The organism is Mesorhizobium sp. (genome assembly GCF_024509055.1).
GTDB lineage: Bacteria > Pseudomonadota > Alphaproteobacteria > Rhizobiales > Rhizobiaceae > Mesorhizobium.
In genome coordinates, this window is the sequence record NZ_JANINM010000411.1 from 1 (window position 1) to 19,586 (window position 19,586).

General features: G+C 64.4%; 21 protein-coding genes and 1 pseudogene. 13 read left to right on the top strand and 9 right to left on the bottom strand.

The window, feature by feature from the left end:
• From addB to Q0L57_RS21940, 5 genes are all read left to right on the top strand, one after another.
• Nucleotides 1-1,181, top strand: a 1,181-nt coding sequence (gene addB / locus Q0L57_RS21920; protein WP_296745135.1) for a double-strand break repair protein AddB, incomplete at its 5' end; no start/stop codon positions are given.
• On the top strand, nt 1,178-4,690 hold the full coding sequence (gene addA, locus Q0L57_RS21925; RefSeq protein ID WP_296745136.1) for a double-strand break repair helicase AddA: 3,513 nt from the start codon (nt 1,178-1,180) through the stop codon (nt 4,688-4,690). The genes addB and addA, both read left to right, overlap by 4 nt.
• Before the next feature lie 74 nt (nt 4,691-4,764).
• A complete protein-coding gene (trxA, locus tag Q0L57_RS21930; RefSeq protein WP_296745137.1) occupies nt 4,765-5,088 on the top strand; it encodes a thioredoxin in 324 nt (107 codons plus the stop codon).
• 130 nt (nt 5,089-5,218) lie between these two features.
• Nucleotides 5,219-5,500 carry a cupin domain-containing protein gene (locus Q0L57_RS21935; protein ID WP_040987071.1) on the top strand — a complete coding sequence of 94 codons (282 nt, stop codon included), beginning with the start codon at nt 5,219-5,221 and terminating at the stop codon, nt 5,498-5,500.
• A gap of 60 nt (nt 5,501-5,560) precedes the next feature.
• Nucleotides 5,561-6,370: a sulfite exporter TauE/SafE family protein gene (locus tag Q0L57_RS21940; protein WP_296745138.1), complete on the top strand. Its 810-nt coding sequence runs from the start codon at nt 5,561-5,563 to the stop codon at nt 6,368-6,370.
• Here the strand turns inward: Q0L57_RS21940 and Q0L57_RS21945 are convergent.
• The 5 genes from Q0L57_RS21945 to Q0L57_RS21965 all read right to left on the bottom strand — a co-directional run bounded on the left by Q0L57_RS21945 (nt 6,322) and on the right by Q0L57_RS21965 (nt 11,424).
• The gene (locus Q0L57_RS21945) at nt 6,322-7,647 is read right to left on the bottom strand and encodes a folylpolyglutamate synthase/dihydrofolate synthase family protein (protein WP_296745139.1); all 1,326 of its coding nucleotides are present in this window, start codon (nt 7,645-7,647) and stop codon (nt 6,322-6,324) included. The two genes, Q0L57_RS21940 and Q0L57_RS21945, sit on opposite strands and share 49 nt — an antisense overlap.
• 62 nt (nt 7,648-7,709) lie before the next feature.
• Nucleotides 7,710-8,636 carry an acetyl-CoA carboxylase, carboxyltransferase subunit beta gene (gene accD / locus Q0L57_RS21950; RefSeq protein ID WP_296745140.1) on the bottom strand — a complete coding sequence of 309 codons (927 nt, stop codon included), beginning with the start codon at nt 8,634-8,636 and terminating at the stop codon, nt 7,710-7,712.
• A 39-nt stretch (nt 8,637-8,675) separates the two neighbouring features.
• A complete protein-coding gene (trpA, locus tag Q0L57_RS21955) occupies nt 8,676-9,518 on the bottom strand; it encodes a tryptophan synthase subunit alpha (RefSeq protein WP_296745141.1) in 843 nt (280 codons plus the stop codon).
• A 2-nt stretch (nt 9,519-9,520) separates the two neighbouring features.
• Entirely contained in the window at nt 9,521-10,741 is a 1,221-nt protein-coding gene (trpB, locus tag Q0L57_RS21960) for a tryptophan synthase subunit beta (RefSeq protein ID WP_296745142.1), read from the bottom strand.
• Between the two features lie 23 nt (nt 10,742-10,764).
• The gene (locus Q0L57_RS21965) at nt 10,765-11,424 is read right to left on the bottom strand and encodes a phosphoribosylanthranilate isomerase (protein WP_296745143.1); all 660 of its coding nucleotides are present in this window, start codon (nt 11,422-11,424) and stop codon (nt 10,765-10,767) included.
• Between the two features lie 43 nt (nt 11,425-11,467).
• Here Q0L57_RS21965 and Q0L57_RS21970 point away from each other — a divergent pair, with 43 nt between their 5' ends.
• Nucleotides 11,468-11,749, top strand: coding sequence for a hypothetical protein (locus tag Q0L57_RS21970; protein ID WP_296745144.1), 282 nt, complete (start codon nt 11,468-11,470; stop codon nt 11,747-11,749).
• 92 nt (nt 11,750-11,841) lie between these two features.
• On the opposite strand, the gene Q0L57_RS21975 is transcribed toward Q0L57_RS21970, so the two are convergent.
• The 4 genes from Q0L57_RS21975 to Q0L57_RS21990 form a co-directional block, all read right to left on the bottom strand.
• A complete protein-coding gene (locus Q0L57_RS21975; protein WP_296745145.1) occupies nt 11,842-12,600 on the bottom strand; it encodes a M48 family metallopeptidase in 759 nt (252 codons plus the stop codon).
• A gap of 118 nt (nt 12,601-12,718) precedes the next feature.
• On the bottom strand, nt 12,719-13,165 hold the full coding sequence (locus tag Q0L57_RS21980; protein WP_296745146.1) for a DUF2852 domain-containing protein: 447 nt from the start codon (nt 13,163-13,165) through the stop codon (nt 12,719-12,721).
• Nucleotides 13,166-13,280: 115 nt separating this feature from the next.
• Nucleotides 13,281-14,423: a benzoate/H(+) symporter BenE family transporter gene (locus Q0L57_RS21985; RefSeq protein WP_296745147.1), complete on the bottom strand. Its 1,143-nt coding sequence runs from the start codon at nt 14,421-14,423 to the stop codon at nt 13,281-13,283.
• 2 nt (nt 14,424-14,425) lie between these two features.
• Complete coding sequence (locus Q0L57_RS21990; RefSeq protein WP_296745148.1) at nt 14,426-15,196, bottom strand: alpha/beta hydrolase; 771 nt, start codon at nt 15,194-15,196, stop codon at nt 14,426-14,428.
• Nucleotides 15,197-15,407: 211 nt separating this feature from the next.
• On the opposite strand from Q0L57_RS21990, the gene infC reads away from it, so the two are divergent.
• From infC to Q0L57_RS22025, 7 genes and pseudogenes are all read left to right on the top strand, one after another.
• A complete protein-coding gene (infC, locus tag Q0L57_RS21995) occupies nt 15,408-15,944 on the top strand; it encodes a translation initiation factor IF-3 (RefSeq protein ID WP_081482097.1) in 537 nt (178 codons plus the stop codon).
• A gap of 185 nt (nt 15,945-16,129) precedes the next feature.
• Complete coding sequence (locus Q0L57_RS22000; protein ID WP_296745149.1) at nt 16,130-16,774, top strand: isoprenylcysteine carboxylmethyltransferase family protein; 645 nt, start codon at nt 16,130-16,132, stop codon at nt 16,772-16,774.
• A 182-nt stretch (nt 16,775-16,956) separates the two neighbouring features.
• The gene (gene rpmI, locus Q0L57_RS22005; RefSeq protein ID WP_027166935.1) at nt 16,957-17,160 is read left to right on the top strand and encodes a 50S ribosomal protein L35; all 204 of its coding nucleotides are present in this window, start codon (nt 16,957-16,959) and stop codon (nt 17,158-17,160) included.
• 37 nt (nt 17,161-17,197) lie between these two features.
• Nucleotides 17,198-17,599 carry a 50S ribosomal protein L20 gene (rplT, locus tag Q0L57_RS22010; RefSeq protein WP_027053776.1) on the top strand — a complete coding sequence of 134 codons (402 nt, stop codon included), beginning with the start codon at nt 17,198-17,200 and terminating at the stop codon, nt 17,597-17,599.
• Between the two features lie 140 nt (nt 17,600-17,739).
• Entirely contained in the window at nt 17,740-18,837 is a 1,098-nt protein-coding gene (pheS, locus tag Q0L57_RS22015) for a phenylalanine--tRNA ligase subunit alpha (RefSeq protein WP_296745150.1), read from the top strand.
• A complete protein-coding gene (locus Q0L57_RS22020; protein WP_296745151.1) occupies nt 18,834-19,256 on the top strand; it encodes a GFA family protein in 423 nt (140 codons plus the stop codon). The genes pheS and Q0L57_RS22020 overlap by 4 nt, the downstream gene beginning before the upstream one ends.
• A pseudogene (locus Q0L57_RS22025) lies at nt 19,253-19,586 on the top strand (phenylalanine--tRNA ligase subunit beta); the annotation flags it as partial. The gene Q0L57_RS22020 and the pseudogene Q0L57_RS22025, both read left to right, overlap by 4 nt.

The window sequence follows — 19,586 nt, forward strand, 5'->3', positions numbered from 1 at the left end:
AGCCGGAGAGCGACCGCTTCATGTCGCGGCTGATGAAGACCGGCATCGACCTCGAGCCGCCCGAGCGGCGCATAGGCCTGGCCGCGCATGATTTCCAGATGGCGATGGGAACCCAAGAAGTGGTGCTGACGCGCGCGGCGCGGTCCGGCGACGCGCCGGCAGTGCCATCGCGGTGGCTGCAACGCATGCTGACCTTCATCGGCAAGGACCAGACGACCGCGATCCGGCGCCGGGGCGATGCTTTGCTTGCCTGGGCGCGAGCGTTGGATGCCGGCGAGAAAAAGGAGTTCGCGCCGCGGCCGCAGCCGAAGCCTCCGCTTGATCTGCGTCCCCAGCATTTCTCGGTCACAGAGATCGAGACGCTGCGTCGCGATCCTTACGCGATATATGCCCGCCGCATCCTCGGCCTGATGCCGTTGGAACCGTTGATCCGCGATCCGGGTGCCGCCGAGCGCGGCACGCTGTTCCACGAAATCCTGCATCTGTTCACGCGACGGGTCGAGGATCCACGAGCGCCGGGCGCGCTGGCGAGCCTGATAGAGGCCGGCCGCGTCTGCTTTGCCGACGCAGCGCTTCCACCCGACATCGAGGCGGTATGGTGGCCGCGCTTCGAAAAGCTCGCCGAAAACATCATCGAATGGGAGCTTACCCGCGCCGGCGCTGTCGCCCGGCGCCACTCGGAGGAGCGCGCCTCAAAGACGGCGGTCGGTCGCACCGGGGTGACGCTCTCAGGCTATGCCGACCGCGTCGACCTGCTGGCCGGCGGCATGGCCGATATCCTCGACTACAAGACAGGCTCGTCCCCGTCTAAGGCGCAGGCGCATACGCTGCTGTCGCCACAGCTGGCGCTGGAAGGCGCGCTGCTGAGGCGCGGCGCCTTCAAGGAACTCGGCATTTGCGAGCCCTCGCAGCTTGCTTTCGTTCGGCTGAAGCCGAATGGCGAGGTCTTCGAGGAATCGATCCTCGAATACAATCGCAAGCCGCGTACCGCCAACGACCTTTCCGAAGAAGCCTGGGCACGGCTGGAGCGGCTGCTGTTCCACTATGCCGACCCGACGACGGGTTATCTGTCACGCGCGCTGCCGTTCCGCGAAGGCGAGGCCGATGGCGATTACGACCATCTGGCGCGAGTGCTGGAATGGTCGGCAGGCGGCGCCAGCGAGGACGAGGCGGAAGGATGAAATATCCGATCCCCTCCGATACCGCGGCCAGCCAGGCGCGCGCTTCCGATCCCGCCAATTCCGCCTGGGTGTCGGCCAATGCCGGCTCGGGCAAGACGCATGTGCTGGCGCAGCGCGTCATCCGACTTCTGCTCAACGGCACCGATCCGTCGAAGATCCTGTGCCTGACCTATACGCGCGCGGCAGCCGCCAACATGTCGAACCGCGTATTCTCCACTCTCTCGGAATGGACGGAACTTCCAGACGCCGAGCTCGCGGTGAGGATCACGGCACTCGACGGACGCGGCGCCGATCGCGACACCATGCGGCGCGCGCGCCGGCTGTTCGCCGAAGCACTGGAAACGCCGGGCGGACTGAAGATCCAGACCATCCACGCTTTCTGTGAATCCGTGCTGCACCAGTTCCCGCTGGAAGCCAACATCCCCGCGCATTTCCAGATGCTCGACCCGCAGATGGAAGCCTCGCTGTTTGGCGATGCCCGCCGCGACATGATCTCGGGGGCGGGCGCCGGTGTCGAAGGGCTTGCGGAGGCCTTTGCCACGGTGCTGGAGCGTGGCGGCGAATTCGGGCTCGATACGCTGCTTTCCGAGATCGTCGGCAAGCGTGACGAGCTGCGAGCCTTTATGGCCAAGCTTGGCAAGACCGGGGATTTCCAGCCGCTCTTCGCCGAATTCGGCTTCGGCCCAGGCCAGACGGCCGACCACATTGCCGGATCGATATGGCCGCTGCCGGGTTTTTCGGCCAGCCAGTACGCGGAGTTTGCCCGCGCGGCCGACGCTGCCGACGCGCGCACGGTTCTGAACAACGTGCTGCCTTATGCGCAAAGCGCCTTTGCCGAAGTCGACCCGATCCGGCGCTTGCGGCTGCTGGCCAAGGCCTTCCTCAAGGCCGACGGCGACCCCTACGATCCGCCGAAGGTGTTCAAGAAGGCGCTTGTCGACCGGCTGCCCGACCTGCCGGACCGCTATCTCGCGGCCGCCAAGGCGATCCTCGACGTCACCGACCGGCTGGCCCTGTTTCGAATGCTGGAAGGCACAGCGGCGGCGCTCACGGTCGCCGGCTGGCTGATTGCCCGCTATGAGCAGCTGAAGCGCGGACTAGGCTTCCTCGACTTCAACGATCTCATCACCCGCACGGTCGGCCTGCTGTCTCGGCCCGATGCCGGACCATGGGTGCAATTCAAGCTCGACCAGGGGATAGACCACATCCTGCTCGACGAGGCGCAGGACACCAGCCCCGACCAGTGGGAAGTGGTCAAGAAGCTGACCGAGGAGTTCTTCGCCGGGCTTGGCCAGCGCGAGGCGGTGCGGCGCACGGTCTTTGCGGTCGGCGACGAAAAGCAGTCGATCTATTCCTTCCAGGGCGCGGCGCCGGATTCCTTTGCCGAAAGCCGACTGTTGTTTGCCCGACGCGTGCGCGATGCGGAATCCTCGTTCGCCGACCTGAAACTCACCTGGTCGTTTCGTTCGAGCGACGACGTGCTGGCCGCCGTCGATCGTGTTTTTGCCGAGCCTGGCGCACGGCGCGGCATCAGCCACGACCCCGATCCGCTGAGCCACAAGGCGATCCGCAACGACGCGCCGGGCTATGTGGAGGTGTGGCCCTCGATCGGCGCCGAGATGGTCGAGGAGCCGGACGACTGGACCCTGCCGGTCAACCATGCCAGCGCGCCGGCCGTGCGCGTGGCCGAGCATGTGGCGGCAACGATCCAGAACTGGCTGCGCAACGGCGAGGTCATCGAAGGCAAGGGCCGGAAAGTTACGGCAGGCGACATCCTCGTGCTGGTGCGCAAGCGCGACCGCTTCGTCCACGCGCTCTCGCGCAGCCTCAAGAACCGCCAGATACCGGTTGCCGGCGCCGACAGGCTGAGCCTGCCGGGCCACATCGCGGTCCAGGACCTGATCGCGCTCGGCCATTTCCTTATCCAGCCGGAGGACGATCTCTCCTTGGCAGCCGTGCTGCGCAGCCCGATCTTCGAGGTTTCCGAGGAGACATTGCTGGTGCTGGCCGGCGAGAGGGCCAAGGGGCAGTCGCTGATCACCTCGCTTCGGCAGCATGCGGCAGCCGACGAGGCTTTGGCCGCCATCGTTAGTCGACTTATCACTTGGGAAAACGAGGTCGCCTTCAAGCCTGTCTTCGAATTCTACGCAGCCGCACTGGCGCGCGACGGCTTGCGCCGCAAGATGATGGCGCGGCTCGGACCGGAGGCCGGCGATATACTGGACGAATTCCTGAGCTTCTGCCTGGCCGAGGAACGCACCGGCCTGCCGGGGCTGGAGGCCTTCCTCTCGACACTGGAAAACAGCGGTCCCGAGATCAAGCGCGAGATGGACCAGACGCGTGACGAGGTGCGCGTTATGACCGTGCATGCCGCCAAGGGTCTCGAGGCGCCGGTGGTTTTCCTAGTCGATGGCGGCTCGGCACCGTTCAGCGACCAGCATCTGCCGCGGCTGATGGCCTTCGAGAGTTCAGGCACGCAGTGGAACGGCAAGGGCTATCTCTGGCGCTCGGCCAATGACGTCGCCAACGGCGTCTCGCGAGCGGCCTCGGCGCGGGCGCGCGAGCTGGCGGATGACGAGTACCGGCGGCTGCTCTATGTCGGCATGACGCGCGCCGAGGACCGGCTGATCGTCTGCGGCTATCATGGCAAGCGGGCGCCGAGCACCGGCACCTGGCATTCGATCGCCAGCCGGGCGCTGACCGGTGCGCCGGAGAGTTCCGAGCGCCGGCATCCGGCGACGGCCGAAGTGACAGTGCACCGCTTCCACATGACTAGATTGCCGCCGGTGGCGCTCGCTGCGGGCGCGGCCGAGAGGCCGATCGAGCATCTCGCGCCATTGCCCGAGACGCTGTTCCGCCCGCTGCCGCCCTATGAGGAATTGCCACGGCCACTGTCGCCCTCCGGCGCATCGGCCCTTATCGACGAAGCAACCGAGGCGCTGTCCGATATGCGTTCGCCCGTGCTTGACGCCGAGGCCGAGCCGGGTTTCGCGGTGATCCGCGGGCTGGCCCTGCACAAACTGCTGCAGATGCTGCCAAGGATAGCCGAGGGCGAAAGGCGGGATGCCGCGGAACGCTATCTGGCGCGCGCCGGCGCCGAATGGCCCATGGGCGAGCGCGACAAGGCGTTGGAAGCCGTGCTTTCGATCCTGTCCGACGGCCGTTTCGGCGCGTTGTTCTCGCCGTCCTCACGGGCGGAGGTCGCGGTGATGGGCAGCCTCGAGGTGAAGGGCAAGCTGCGCTCGATTTCCGGCAAGATCGACCGGCTGGCGGTGGCGCCGGAGAAGGTTTCGATCGTCGACTACAAGACCAACCGGCCCGCGCCCGGCTCGCTGGCGGAAGTGCCACCGGCCTATATCCTGCAGCTCGCGCTCTACCGAGCGCTGCTCCAGCCGCTCTATCCGGGCCGCGAGGTGACGGCTGCGCTGCTGTTCACCGAGGCGCCGCGGCTGATCGAGCTGCCGGCCAGCGCCATGGACGATGCCCTTGCTCGACTCACAGGAGCGTGACACAAGAACTGCTTGAAGATTGCCGTCACAACCACCACATTTGGTGCAACCCGAGTTTTCGAAAGGATTTCCGCATGGCCACCGTCAAGGTCGACAAGGGTAATTTCCAGGCCGATGTGCTCAACGCCAAGGAGCCGGTCGTGGTGGATTTCTGGGCCGAGTGGTGCGGTCCGTGCAAGATGATCGCGCCGGCACTGGAAGACATCGCCAAGGAGCTCGGCTCGAAGGTCAAGATCGCCAAGCTCAACATCGACGAGAATCCCGAGCTTGCCGCCGAGTACGGCGTGCGCTCGATACCCACGCTGATGATCTTCAAGGGCGGTGAACGTGCCGACGTGAAGGTTGGCGCCGCGCCGAAGACAGCGCTTTCCCACTGGATCAACGGCGCCATCGGCTGATCAGGACCAGAGATTTGACGAAAAAGCCCGGCCATCGCGCCGGGCTTTTTCTTTGGCGCCATCGCTCGACCCACGGTGGCCCTGACGCGGGAGCGCGCCATCTCCTTTGCTGAGGCAAAAGGAGGAACCCATGACCGGAACAGCCAAGGCCACAGTTCACGTCGACAACGAGCGCGTCATCGTCACCGAATACCGTTTCGCGCCAGGCGCCAACACCGGCTGGCATCGCCACGGCCACGACTATGTCGTGGTGCCGCTGATGGACGGCAAGGTGAAGCTGGTGACCAAGGACGGCGAATCCTTTGCCGAGATGAAGAAGGGCGCGCCGTATTTCCGCCGGGAAGGCGTCGAGCACGACGTGATCAACGCCAATGACGGCGAATACGCTTTTATCGAGATCGAACTGAAATAGGCGCGCCGTGACCCCTACGGTCGGCTTGCGCCGGTCTACCCCGGCGAAGAATGCGACGACATGGGTCTAGGGTCTCTCGTCGCCTTCGGCGGATTTGCGGCGGTCGCCGCCTACATCCAGACACTAACGGGCTTTGCCTTCGGTCTGGTGATGATGGGCGCGATCGCTCTTGCCGGCCTGCTGCCGCTGCCAGATGCCGCAGCGATGGTCGGCATGCTTACCCTGGTCAACGCCACGCAAATGCTGATCCAGGGCGGCTGGCGCGACGTTGCGCGCCGCGAGTTGCGGCTGATCCTTGTCGCAAGCCTGCCTTCCTTGCTGGTGGGCTATGTTCTGCTGGAATGGCTGGCCGGCACGCAGGCCGACTTGTTGAAGATCGGACTTGGCCTGGCCATAATGCTGTCCAGCCTGCAGCTGGCAATCAGGCCCGCCGGTCTGGCAAAGCCGTCATCGGACGCGAGTTTTATCGGCTTCGGCATCATTTCGGGTCTGATGAGCGGGCTGTTTTCGACCGGTGGTCCACCGCTGGTCTATCACCTCTTTCGCCAGCCGCTGCCACACGAACGCATCCGCGAGACGCTGGTCACCGCCTTTGGCGCCGCGCAGGTGGTCCGGCTTGTCGCGGTCGTGACGAGCGGCAACCTGCCTTCCATGTCGCCCGTCGCGCTCATCCTCGCGATACCGGCGGTGATGCTGACCACTTATGCAGCACGCCGCTGGCCGCCACCGCTGTCACAACGAATGATGCGCAAAATCGTCTTTTTGCTGCTTTTCCTGTCCGGCTTCTCGCTGGCATTGCCCGGCGCGATGCACCTGGCCGCTCAGGTCGGCGGCGTGCCGTTCTCGGCCAACACCGCTCCCGCGAAGTAAAGCGAGCCGCCGATCAGGATGCGCGGCGCCGGACCGTCCCAGCTGTCGCGCAACAGCATCAGCGCGCTGGCTACGGAGCTGACCGGCTCGGCCGACAGGCCGGCCTCTTCGGCGCGCAGCGCCAGTTCATCATTGGGCACGCCGGCATCGCTGTTATTAACCGGCACGGTGTAGACATGCCTGGCAAGGCCTTTGAAGGCGCTGAAATAGCCGGTCTGGTCCTTGGTGTTGATCATGCCCGAGATCAGGACCAGAGGCCGCGGATGCTTCTCTTCCTGCTCGGCGAGCGCCTCGGCGACCACGATGCCAGCGCCCGGATTGTGGCCGCCGTCCAGCCAGATCTCGGCGCCCTTCGGCGCCAGGTCCACCAGCTTGCCCTGCGTCAGCTTCTGCATCCTTGCCGGCCAGGCGACATGGGTCATCGCTTTCTCGGCGGCACGATGGCTGATCTCGAAACCGGCGGCCTTGACAGCGGCGATCGCCGCCGCGGCATTGGCGAATTGATGCCGCCCGGGCAGGCGTGGCGTCGGCAGATCCATCAGTCCGTCCTCGTCCTGATAGACCATGCGGCCATTCTCCTCGAAGGCCAGGAAATCCTGGCCGTAGATGAGGGTCGGGCAATCCAGCCGTTCGGCGGTTTCGATCAATACCTGTAGCGCCGTCTCGCTCTCCTGCGCACCGATAACTACCGGGCAGCCGCGCTTCATGATGCCCGCCTTCTCGGCCGCGATCAGCTCGACGCGATCGCCGAGATAAGCTTCGTGATCCATCGACACCGGCATGATCACCGAGACAGCAGGCCTGGCGATGACATTGGTGGCGTCGAAGCGGCCGCCCAGGCCGACCTCGATGATTGCGGCCTCCGCCGGATGCTCCGAGAACAGTATGAAGGTTACGGCGGTCAGGATTTCGAAGACGGTGATCTTCTGTCCCGCATTGGCCTTGGCAACGCGGGCTATCGCCTCGGCGAACACATCGTCGTCGACCAGCTTGCCGCCGCCTTCGGCCGCCAACCGGTAGCGCTCGGCCCAATTCACCAGATGCGGCGAGGTGTGGACATGGACGAGATGGCCCGCCGCTTCGAGCAGCGTGCGCGAAAAAGCGGCGCAGGAGCCCTTGCCGTTGGTGCCAGCGATATGGATGACCGGCGGCAAATGGTCCTGCGGATTGCCGAGACGTTCGAGCAGCCGGGTGACGCGATCCAGCGAAAGGTCGAAGCCTTTCGGATGAAGCGTCATAAGATGTTCAATTTCGCGATCGGCGGCGAGCGTTGTCATGGCAGAATCCTAGGCGCACCGCAGGGCGCGCGCAATCGTGGTTCGCGGCGAACCGTGTCGCGTCAGGCCTGCGGCCGCCCCTCGGCGTTCACCACGGCCGGCGGCAGGATCTCCGGCTCGAGCGGCGCTTCCTCATGCGGCACCTTGAGCAGCATCTTCAGCAGCCGCGCGATGGTCGAGCGCAGCTCCAGCCGCGACACCACCATGTCGACCATGCCATGCTCCATCAGATATTCGGAGCGCTGGAAGCCGTCGGGCAGTTTTTCGCGGATGGTCTGCTCGATGACGCGCGGGCCGGCAAAGCCGATCAGCGCACCTGGCTCGGCGATCTGCACGTCGCCGAGCATGGCATAGGACGCGGTGACGCCGCCGGTGGTCGGGTTGGTCAGCACTACGATATAGGGCAGGCCGGCTTCCTTCAGCCGGTCGACGCCGACCGTGGTGCGCGGCAGCTGCATCAGCGAAAGGATGCCTTCCTGCATGCGGGCACCACCGGAGGCCGCGAACAGGATCAAAGGCCGCTTGCGCTGCAGCGCGACCTCGAAGGCATGCACGATGGCATCGCCGGCGGCCATGCCGAGCGAGCCGCCCATGAAGGCGAAGTCCTGCACGGTGACCACGACAGGCAGGCCCTCGATGGTGCCTGTCGCGTTGAGGATCGCATCCTCCATGCCGGTCTTGGCCTTCGCTTCCTTCAGGCGATCGGTATAGCGCTTCTCGTCGCGGAACTTGAGCGGGTCCTGGACGACCTTGGGGTTATCCAGCGTCTCGTATTTGCCGTTGTCGAAGAAGTATCTCAGCCGCTCCCTGGCCGAGATCTTCATGTGATGGCCGGAAGAGGGGATGACGAACTGATTGGATTCGAGGTCCTTGTGGAACACCATCTCGCCGGTCTCGGGATCCTTGATCCAGAGGTTCTCCGGCATGTCGGTGCGCCGGCCGAGCATCGAATTGATCTTGGGACGAACGTAATTGGTGATCCAGTTCATCGCTTCGGCTCCTGTCCTGACGAGGAAGAGGTAGGAAAACTATTCGGCGGCAGCAAGGCGGGCCGAGCGCACGCCCTGGGCAAGACCGCTGACGAGCGTGGCGACGGCTTCGGCCGGATCGGCGGTCTTCTCGCCTTTCGGTCCAAGCACATTGGCGATCGCATTGACGATCGCGGTACCGACCACGACGCCATCGGCGGAGGCGCCGATGGTGCGGGCCTGCTCAGCGGTCTTGACGCCGAAGCCGACGCAGACAGGCAATGCGGTGTGACCCTTGATGCGCTTCACCGCTGTCGCGACCTTGGCGGTGTCGGCGAGCGCGGAGCCGGTGATGCCGGTCATCGACACGTAGTAGACGAAGCCGGAGGTGTTCTCCAACACCTTGGGCAGGCGCTTGTCGTCGGTGGTCGGCGTCGCCAGGCGGATGAAGTTGATGCCGGCCTTCAGCGCCGGAATGCAGAGCTCCTCGTCCATTTCCGGCGGCAGGTCGACGACGATCAGCCCGTCGACGCCGCTTGCCTTGGCGTCCGCCAGGAAGCGGTCGACGCCGTAAATGTAGATCGGGTTGTAATAGCCCATCAGCACGATGGGGGTCTCGTTGTCGCCCGCCGCGCGGAACTCGGAGGCTATCTTCAGCGTCCTGGCCAGCGTCTGGCCGCCTTTGAGCGCCCTGAGGCCCGCCGCCTGGATGGCCGGGCCGTCGGCCATCGGGTCGGAGAAGGGCATGCCTAGCTCGATGACATCGGCGCCGGAGCGCGGCAACGCCTTCATGATGGCCAAGGAGGTATCGTAGTCCGGGTCGCCGGCCATGAAATAGGTGACCAGGGCCGGACGGCCCTCGGACTTCAGCTTCGCCATGCGGCGGTCGATGCGGGTGGTCATTGTCAGATCTCCATGCCCAGCATGTTGGCCACCGTATGCACGTCCTTGTCGCCGCGGCCGGACAGGTTGACGATGACGATCTGGTCCTTGTCCATGGCAGGCACGATCTTCATCGCGTGGGCGATGGCGTGCGCCGACTCCAGCGCCGGGATGATGCCTTCGACGCGGGTGGTCAGCTGGAAGGCCTCCAGCGCTTCGTTGTCGAGGATCGGTTCATACTGGACGCGGCCAGAGTCCTTCAGCCAGGAATGCTCCGGCCCGACGCCCGGATAGTCGAGGCCGGCCGAGATCGAATGGCCGTCGAGGATCTGCCCGTCGGAATTCTGCAGCAGATAGGTGCGGTTGCCATGCAGCACGCCCGGCTTGCCGGCGCTCATCGAGGCGCAATGCTCGATGCCGTCGAGGCCGCGCCCGCCCGCCTCGATGCCGATGATGCGAACATCCTTGTCGTCGAGGAAGGGATGGAACAGGCCGATGGCGTTGGAGCCGCCGCCGACGGCGGCGATGATGACGTCGGGCAGCCTGCCTTCCTGCTCCAGCATCTGGGCGCGGGCCTCCGAGCCGATCACCGACTGGAAGTCGCGGACCAGTTCCGGATAGGGATGCGGGCCGGCGGCGGTGCCGATCAAATAATAGGTGTCCTCGACATTGGTGACCCAGTCGCGGAGCGCCTCGTTCATGGCGTCCTTCAGCGTGCCGTGGCCGGCGGTGACCGGCCGCACCTCGGCGCCGAGCAGCTTCATGCGGAAGACATTGGGGCTCTGACGGGCGACGTCGGTGGCGCCCATATAGACCACGCAGGGATAGCCGAAACGGGCCGCGACGGTTGCCGAGGCCACGCCGTGCTGGCCGGCGCCGGTCTCGGCGATGATGCGCTTCTTACCCATGCGCTTGGCGAGCAGGATCTGGCCGAGGCAGTTGTTGATCTTGTGCGAGCCAGTGTGGTTCAGGTCCTCGCGCTTGAAATAGACCTTGGCGCCGCCGAGATGTTTCGTCAGGCCTTCGGCGAAATAAAGCTTCGATGGCCGCCCGGCATAGTGGGTCGAGAGGTTCTGCAACTCGGCCTTGAACTCAGGATCGTGCTTGGCCTTATTCCACTGCTGTTCGAGATCGAGGATCAGCGGCATCAGCGTCTCGGCGACGAAACGGCCGCCGAAAATGCCGAACATGCCCTGCTCGTCGGGACCGGTGCGGAAGGAATTGGGCATAGCCGGCTTGTTCATCGCCGATCTCCTGGTTGGATTGTTCAGGCGGCGCGGTCGTCGCGCGCGGCCCTGACGGCCCGGAAAAACTGCTCGATCAGCGCCGGCTCCTTGACGCCCGGAGCGCTTTCCACGCCGGACGAAATGTCTATTCCGGGCGGGTTGGCCTGTCTCAGGGCATCGCCGATATTGGCGGCGTTGAGCCCTCCGGAAAGCATGTAATCGACGCCGGCGTCAAGGCCGGCAAGGATGCGCCAGTCGAAGGAGACGCCATTGCCGCCCGGCAATTGCGACCCCTTGGGGGGCTTGGCGTCGAAGAGGAAGCTGTCGGCGATGCCGATGTATGGCTTTACCCGCTCGAGATCGGCAGCCTCGCTGACGGACAGGGCCTTCATGACCGGCAGGCCATAGCGGGCCTTGAGCTCCGCCACCCGCTCAGGCGTTTCCGAACCATGCAGTTGAAGCATATCCGGCTGCATTTTGGCGACGATCCCGTCGAGGAAGGCGTCGTCGGCATCGACGGTGACCGCGACGGCCTTGGCCTTACCGCGCGCCGCTTCGCGGAGGCGGCCGGCCTGGGCCGGCTCGACATAGCGCGGGCTCTTCGCGAAAAAAATGAAGCCGACATGGCTGGCGCCGCCGGCAAGGGCAGCGGCCATCGCGGCGTCGGTCTTCAATCCGCATATCTTGATGTCGAGCGTCATTGCGCGGGATTGGCACGAAACGACTGAAGAGTCGAGAAAAAGCATGCTGTTGCAGGGCGGGCGGAAAGCACTAACTTGTAAGAAGAAATGCAGGCGGGAGCAGACAGTCATGTCCGACCAGACCGTTACCGAGCTCAGGCAGAAGATCGCGCAGGCGCGCGAGGTGATCGCCCACCTGATGGATAAAGCCGCCTTCAACGGCGCCGAAGCGCACCGGGCGCTAACCTATTTCGGCAGCGATACGTTCGACCGGAATTTCCTGCCGTGGCCGCATATTGAGGAAGGGCTGAGGCCGGAGGAGTTGAACGCGGCGAATGATGATTGAGGGGTTTGCATAGGCGACGCAACCGCGCTGAGAGAGGGCTCGGATAATCTCCAGCGTTGCCCGGCTGGCGGCGGCGCCCTGCCCGCTAGATCCTACTCGAAAACAATCGCTTGCAGCGCGCCGCCATTGCGCTTCAGCCAATCCTTGCAGCGGTCGGTGTCGGGGCAGAGCTTCTCGCACAATTTCCAGAACTTCGGGCCGTGGTTCATCTCCTTGAGATGCGCCACCTCATGCGCCACCAGGTAGTTTATCACCGCCGGCGGCGCCATCATGATGCGCCAGGAGAAGGAGAGATTGCCTTCCGAGGTGCATGACCCCCAGCGGCTGGAGGTGTCCTTGTAGCGGATCGCCTTGGCGCGCTTGCCGATCGCCTCGGTGTGTTTCACCACCAGCTTCTCGATGTCCTTCTTGGCCTCGCGCTTGAGGTAATCGGCGATGCGGCGCGGCAGGTGGATGCGCTCGCCATGGACGACGAGCAGCGGGCCGCGCTCGTCGCGCGAGACGGTGACGGTGCCGCGTTTTGCCGGCTCATGGACGATGCGATGCGGCACGCCGCGTATCGGGATCTTGATGCCCGGGCGCACCTGCGGCCTTGTCGGCACCTTGGCCAGCCGCTGCTCGAGCCAGTCCTGATGACGGTCGAGGAATTTCTCCACCTCGCCCCTACGCAGGCCCGGCGGCACAGTGACACGCAGCCCCTGGCCCCCGGAATCGATGCGCAGCGTGAGCCGCCGCGCCCTGGCGCTCTCGACGATCTTGAGCGGCAGCGTACGGCCGGCGACGCAATGCTCGCGCTCCACGACTGGCGCGGCCTTGGGCTTGGTCAGGTTGCGAAAGAAGCCGAGGGACATGGCTGGACGATACGCGATTCGAGGGAAACGGCCAGTGGAGGCAGGTCACATGGAGAACAAAAAGAAACGGCGCCGCTTGCGCGACGCCGCATGTTTTACCGGGGCCTGTCGCCTGGCCTCAGTTGTCGATGGTGCCGGTCGAGCCCTTGGTGGTGGGCGCGGTCGACTTGTTGCGGTTGGCCATGAAGCGGTCGAACTCTTCCTGGTCCTTGGCGCGGCGCAGTTCGCGGGCATAGTCGTCGAACTCGCTGAGCATTTCGTCAAGCTTGCGACGCTCCTCGGCGAGGCGCTCGAGCTCCTTCTCGCGCCAGTCGTCGAAAGCGACGTTGCCGGTGCGGGCGGAGCCATGGCCCCAGCGCGCGGCCCTGTCGGAGCCGCGGCGGCAGCCGGCGAAGATCCCGTCCGTGGCGCGGTTGACGTCGCGCTTGAAGCCGTCGAGCCGGTCGCCCCAGATGATGTAGGCGAGCATGGCGAAGCCGAGCGGCCAGAACACCATGAAGCCGATCACCATCAACGCGATGGTCGCCGGCGTCCAGGCCGGACGGATCAATGCAGTCGTATTCATTTCTCCCAATCCTTCCGTTGGAGACAGCCATACCGGCTGCGTGGAATCGAGATGGGAAGGCGAAATCGGCTATTCAAGGCAAGTCCGGCCAAAACCGGAGAAGCGCCTGAAATGATTATCGCTTTTTGAGTTGATCGAGGAAAAGCATTGCCATTCCCGCGACAAGACCCCAAAACGCAGCGCCAACGCCGAACAGCGTCAGCCCCGAGGCGGTGACGGCAAAGGTGACGGTGGCCGGCATGCGCTCGGCCTCGTCCTTCAGCGCGATCGACAGCGCGTTGGCGAGTGGCGCCGTCAGCGCCAGGCCGGCGACCAGCACGATCAGGCTTTGCGGCAGGACGGCGAAGATCGCCACCAGCGAGGCGCCGAAGATAGCGAAGATCAGATAGGCAAGCGAATAGAACGGCCCGGTCTTCCAGCGCTCGGCCGGATCGGGATGGACATCCGGCCCGGTGCAGATCGCCGCCGAGATTGCCGCGAGATTGGTGGTCGCGGCGCCGAACGGCGCCGAAAGCAGTGAAAACAGGCCGGTGACGCCGATCAGCGGACCGGGCTCCGGATGGTAGCCGGCGGCGCGCAGCACCGCGAGGCCGGAGAGGTTCTGCGAGGCCATCGTGACCAGGTAAAGCGGCAGGGCCAGGCCGATGATCGCCGAAGCGGTGAATTGCGGCATGATCCAGGTCAGCGTCGACAGTTCCGGCGCCGGCAGGCCGCCGACCCGGCCGGTGAGGAAAGCGGCGAGACCGCCGCCGATAAGCACCACCAGCACCGACAGCGCCGGATTGAACAGACGGATGACGAAGAAGACGGCGATCAGCGGCAGGATCAGCCATGGATCAGCGGGAATGGCCTTCACCGCGTTGATGGCGAAGCCGACCAGGATGCCGGCCAGCATGCCGGACGCGACCGACGCGGGGATCTTTGCGATCAGCCGCGTCAGCGGCTTGAACAGGCCGGTGACGGTCAAAAGAATACCGGTGATGATGAAGGCGCCGACGGCTTGCGGCATGGTGAAGCCGCTGGACGCGGCGATCAGCGCGAGGCCCGGCGTCGACCAGGCGGTGATGACCGGCATTTTCGTGCGCCAGGAAAGCCACAGGCATTCGACGACCATCGCCAGGCAGATCGCCGTCACGCCACTGGCGGTCTCGATCTGGGTCGCGCCGACAGCCTTGGCGGCGGCGATGACCAGAGCCAGCGTGCCACCGAAACCGACGATCGCAGCGACGAAGGCGGATATCGGGATGGAGATGCGCATGCTCAGGCGACTCTTGCGACCATGTCGCCCACCGCCCTGAGCAGCAGGTCGAGGTCCTCCGGTCGCGACAGGCGATGGTCGCCGTCTGGAATCAGGGACAGGGTCACGTCGTCGGCCGGCAGCAATGCCGCAAGCTTCAAGGCGTGACCCGAGGGCACGTCCGGATCGGCCAGACCCTGCAGGATATGCACCGGGCAATGGGTATCGATCGGCCCGGTCATGACGCGGTTCGCGCGGCCGTCCTCGATCAGCGCGCGGGTGTAGATGTAAGGCTGGTCCGAATAGTCGGAAGGCTCGGCGAAGAAGCCTTTCTCCTGCAGATCGTGCCGCTGGGCATCGGTCAGCGTCGGCTCGATCAGCTCGACGGTGAAGTCAGGCGCGGGCGCAAGCAGCACCATTCCGGCCACGCGGTCGTCATTTGCCTTGCGCAGTTCCTGCACCATGCGCAGCGCGATCCAGGCGCCCATCGAGGAGCCGACCAGGATCTGCTTGCCGACGCTGAAGCGGCGGAAGACCGCGAGGCTCTGAGCGAGCCATTTGGAAATCGTGCCGTCGGAAAAATCGCCACCCGACTCGCCGTGGCCGGAATAGTCATGGCGCAGATAGGCGCGGCCTTCGCGGCTTGTCCAAGCAGACAGGGCCTCTGCCTTGGTGCCGAGCATGTCGGATTTATAACCGCCCAGCCAGACGATACCCGGCGCGGCACCGGGCGCCTGCCTGACGGCGATGCTCGACCCATCCACATCAAGGAAAACTGGCGCGCTGGCGGTCATGACTTGGTCCTTCCGCCGGTCTTTTGGCACAACCGGTGGTTCAACGAAAAGTGCTCGCGGCATTTCTTTGCTTGGTACAGCTATGACAAGCGAGCAGGTGATTTCCTGGCAAGGCTATGCTATTGACTCCGGCCGCGCGCTCACCACATAGCGCGTCCACCTATTTGAAACCAAGCAAACCCTGAACGAAACGGCCGAGGAGACCACGACCATTCGCAGACCTTTCAAAGCAGCGGCACCCACGAAGGACGGGCCGCGCTCCAACCGTGACATCCGGGTACCCCGGGTCCAGCTTATCGACGCCGAAGGCCAGAACCGCGGCGATGTTTCCATCAACGATGCATTGCTGCTGGCTGAAGAGGCCGGGCTCGATCTCGTCGAGATCTCGCCCAATGCCGTGCCGCCCGTCGTCAAGATCCTCGATCTCGGCAAGCTGAAATACGCCAACCAGAAGAAGGCGGCCGAAGCGCGCAAGAACCAGAAGGTCATCGAGATCAAGGAGATCAAGATGCGCCCGAACATCGACAGCCACGACTACGAAACCAAGATGAAGGCCGTGCGACGCTTCTTCGAGGAAGGCGACAAGGTCAAGCTGACGCTGCGTTTCCGCGGCCGCGAGATGGCGCACATGGAGCTCGGCATGCAGCTTCTGAACAAGGTGCGCGAGGAAGTGGCGCCGATCGCCAAGGTCGAGGCCGAGCCGAAGCTTGAAGGCCGCCAGATGATGATGGTGCTGGCGCCCCGTTAGGCACGGGCGCCGGTTTCCTTCCCGAGTTGCCGCGCCCATCACAGGCTCCACAAGCAAAATTGACCGGCTCTTGTCTGGTTGTGCTCTAAAATCCGCCCGAAATGCCTAAGAGGGCGATCCGACGATCGGCGGGACGCCTGTTATCTATCCGATCGCCGGCACATCTCGACGATCGGATTTTAGTCATGGACGATGAAACGAAGTCCCCGGCCAAGCAGATGGCCGGCATGGCCAACTACCAGCAGATGCGCAAGATCGTGCTTGCGGTGCTGGTCGTGGTGCTGTTCGCGGCGCTGCTGTTCGGGCAGTCGACCTTTCCACCCGACACGCCGGTGCACGAGACCATCGAGATGTTCGGTGTGCTCCTGATCTTTCTCGGCATCATCGGGCGGCTGTGGTCGACGCTCTATATTGGCGGGCGCAAATCCGCCGAAGTGGTCACTGGCGGGCCCTATTCGATCACGCGCAATCCGCTCTATCTGTTCTCGACGGTGGCGGCAGCCGGCGTCGGCGCGCAGATCGGCTCGTTCAGCGGGATCATCCTTTTCGCCGCCCTCTGCGCCGGCGCTTTCCACATCGTCATCCTGCGCGAAGAGCGCTACCTCAAGCAAATGCTCGGCGCTCCCTACGAAGCTTATCTCGCGAGGGTACCGCGCTTCTTCCCGAACCTTTCGCTCTATGACGAGGGCGATACTGGCAGCTTCAAGCCGCGCCTCCTGCTCACCACCCTGCTCGACGGGCTGGTGTTCCTGGTGGCGCTGCCGGCCTTCGAATTGATCGACGGCGCGCAATTGTCGGGCATACTGCCGGTGTGGTTCACGCTACCCTGATCCGGGACATGGGGCCGCACCGTCTCGGGTGTTGCGCATGTGCGCCGTTTGATCTATAGGACCGCCGTTCCAAGAAAACCGCCCGGCAGGGCATGCCGTGGCGGTTTCATTTGCTTTTCGGGCTTTGGTCGGCCCGGAGCGAACAAGAAGCGCGATGGTGCGCCACAATACGGAGTAGCAAAATGCCCAAGATGAAGACCAAATCGGCCGCCAAGAAGCGGTTCAAGATTACCGCCACCGGCAAGGTGCTGTCGGCTGCCGCCGGCAAGCGCCATGGCATGATCAAGCGTTCCAACAAGTTCATTCGCGATGCCCGCGGCACGATGGTTCTGGCTGAACCGGACGGCAAGAAGGTCATCAAGAATTTTCTGCCGAACGGCCTTTAATCCCTCGGCTTGGACAACGTTTTAAGGAGATCATGACATGGCACGCGTAAAGAGAGGCGTTACCGCCCACGCCAAGCACAAGAAGGTCCTGAAAGCCGCCAAGGGTTTCTACGGCCGTCGCAAGAACACCATCCGCATCGCCAAGCAGGCGGTGGAAAAGTCGCTGCAGTACGCCTACCGCGACCGCAAGAACCGCAAGCGCTCGTTCCGCGCGCTGTGGATCCAGCGCATCAACGCGGCGACCCACGAGCACGGCCTGACCTATGGCCGCTTCATCGACGGCCTCAACAAGGCCGGCATCGAGATCGACCGCAAGATCCTTTCGGACATGGCCATCCACGAGCCGCAGGCTTTCGCCGCCCTGGTTGCCAAGGCCAAGGTCGCGCTCGAATATCTGAAGAACACCACGCCGAATGCTTTTGAGAGCGCTGTCGCCTAAGCCAGCGCTTCCCAAGCATCTTTAATACTGATTTGGGGAACCCGCGCTGGCACGGCTGGCGCGGGTTTTTCTTATGCCTGATGTAACCAAATTGGTGACGCACCGAACTGCGGTGGTCGCCTGATCGAGAGAGTTTCGCCGTGAACGCCACCGCTGGAAATCTTGAAGCCCTGGAAGGTTCGTTGCTTGCCGATATCGCGGCAGCCTCGGACGAAGCCGCGATCGAGGCGGTGCGCGTTTCGGCGCTGGGCAAGAAAGGCTCGGTCTCCGAGATGCTGAAGACGCTCGGCGCCATGAGCGCCGAGGAGCGTCAGGTGAAGGGCCCGGCGATCAACGGCCTGAAGAACCGCGTCACCGAGGCGCTGAGCGCGCGCAAGGCAGAGCTGAAGGACGTGGCAATCGCCGCAAGGCTCGCGGCCGAGACGGTCGACGTGACGCTCCCCGTTCGCCAGTCGCCGGCCGAGCGCGGCCGCATCCATCCGATCAGCCAGATCATCGACGAGATCGCCGCGATCTTCGGCGACCTCGGCTTCTCGATCGCCGAAGGTCCGGATATCGAGACCGATTACTACAACTTCACCGCGCTGAATTTCCCCGAGGGACACCCGGCGCGCGAGATGCACGACACCTTCTTCTTCCAGCCGGACGAGAAGGGCGAGCGCAAGCTTTTGCGCACGCACACCTCGCCCGTGCAGATCCGCACCATGGAGCGGCAGAAGCCACCGATCCGCATCGTCATCCCCGGCAAGACCTACCGGCAGGATTCGGACGCAACGCACTCGCCCATGTTCCATCAGGTCGAGGGGCTGGTGATCGACAAGACGGCCAACATCGCCAACATGAAGTGGGTGCTGGAGGAGTTCTGCAAGGCCTTCTTCGAGGTGCCGAGCGTCAAGATGCGCTTCCGGCCATCCTTCTTCCCGTTCACCGAGCCCAGCCTCGAGGTCGACATCCAGTGCGATCGCTCGCGGCCCGGCGAAGTGCGCTTCGGCGAAGGCACCGACTGGATGGAGATCCTCGGCTGCGGCATGGTGCACCCCAACGTGCTGCGCCACGGCGGGCTCGATCCCGACGAATACCAGGGCTTTGCCTGGGGCATGGGCATCGACCGGATCGCGATGCTGAAATACGGCATGCCGGACCTGCGCGCCTTCTTCGACGCGGATGTGCGCTGGCTGTCGCATTACGGCTTCCGGCCGCTCGACCTGCCGACCCTGTTCGGGGGGCTGTCTGCATGACGGCTCCACACACCGGCGGCTGCCGCTGCGGCGCGGTGCGGTTCGAGGCTTCGGCCGAGCCGCACCACATCAGCTATTGCCACTGCGGTGATTGCCGTCGTGCCAGCGGCGCGCCGGTGTCGGCTTTCGTCGGCTTCATGAACGACCAGGTCACGTTCAATGGCAAGTCGCTGAAGAGCTACCGCAACGGTCCGGTGGAACGCTCTTTTTGCGGCACCTGCGGCTCGCCGATCGCCTATGTCGACAAGCGGCTCGCCGACCAGACCTATTTCATGCTCGGCGCCATGGACATGCCGGCCTATTTCAGGCCGACCGTGCATGCCTATGTGCGCGAGCAGCTTCCCTTCCTGCATATGCCCGACGCGCTGCCGCGCGAGTTGAAGACCAGCGTGCCCAGACCAGACGGAACACAGTCATGAAATTCACTCTCTCCTGGCTCAAGGATCATCTCGAGACCGACGCCTCGCTTGACCAGATCGTCGAGCGGCTGACAGCGATCGGCCTCGAAGTCGAACATGTCGACGACAAGGCGGGGTTGAAGCCCTTCGTCATCGCCAAGGTGCTGACGGCGGTGCAGCATCCCGACGCCGACCGTCTGCGCGTGCTGACCGTCGACACAGGCGACGGCAAGCCGCCGGTGCAGGTGGTGTGCGGCGCGCCAAACGCCCGCGCCGGCCTGATCGGCGCCTTCGCCGCGCCCGGCACCTATGTCCCCGGCATCGACGTGACGCTCTCGGTCGGCAAGATCC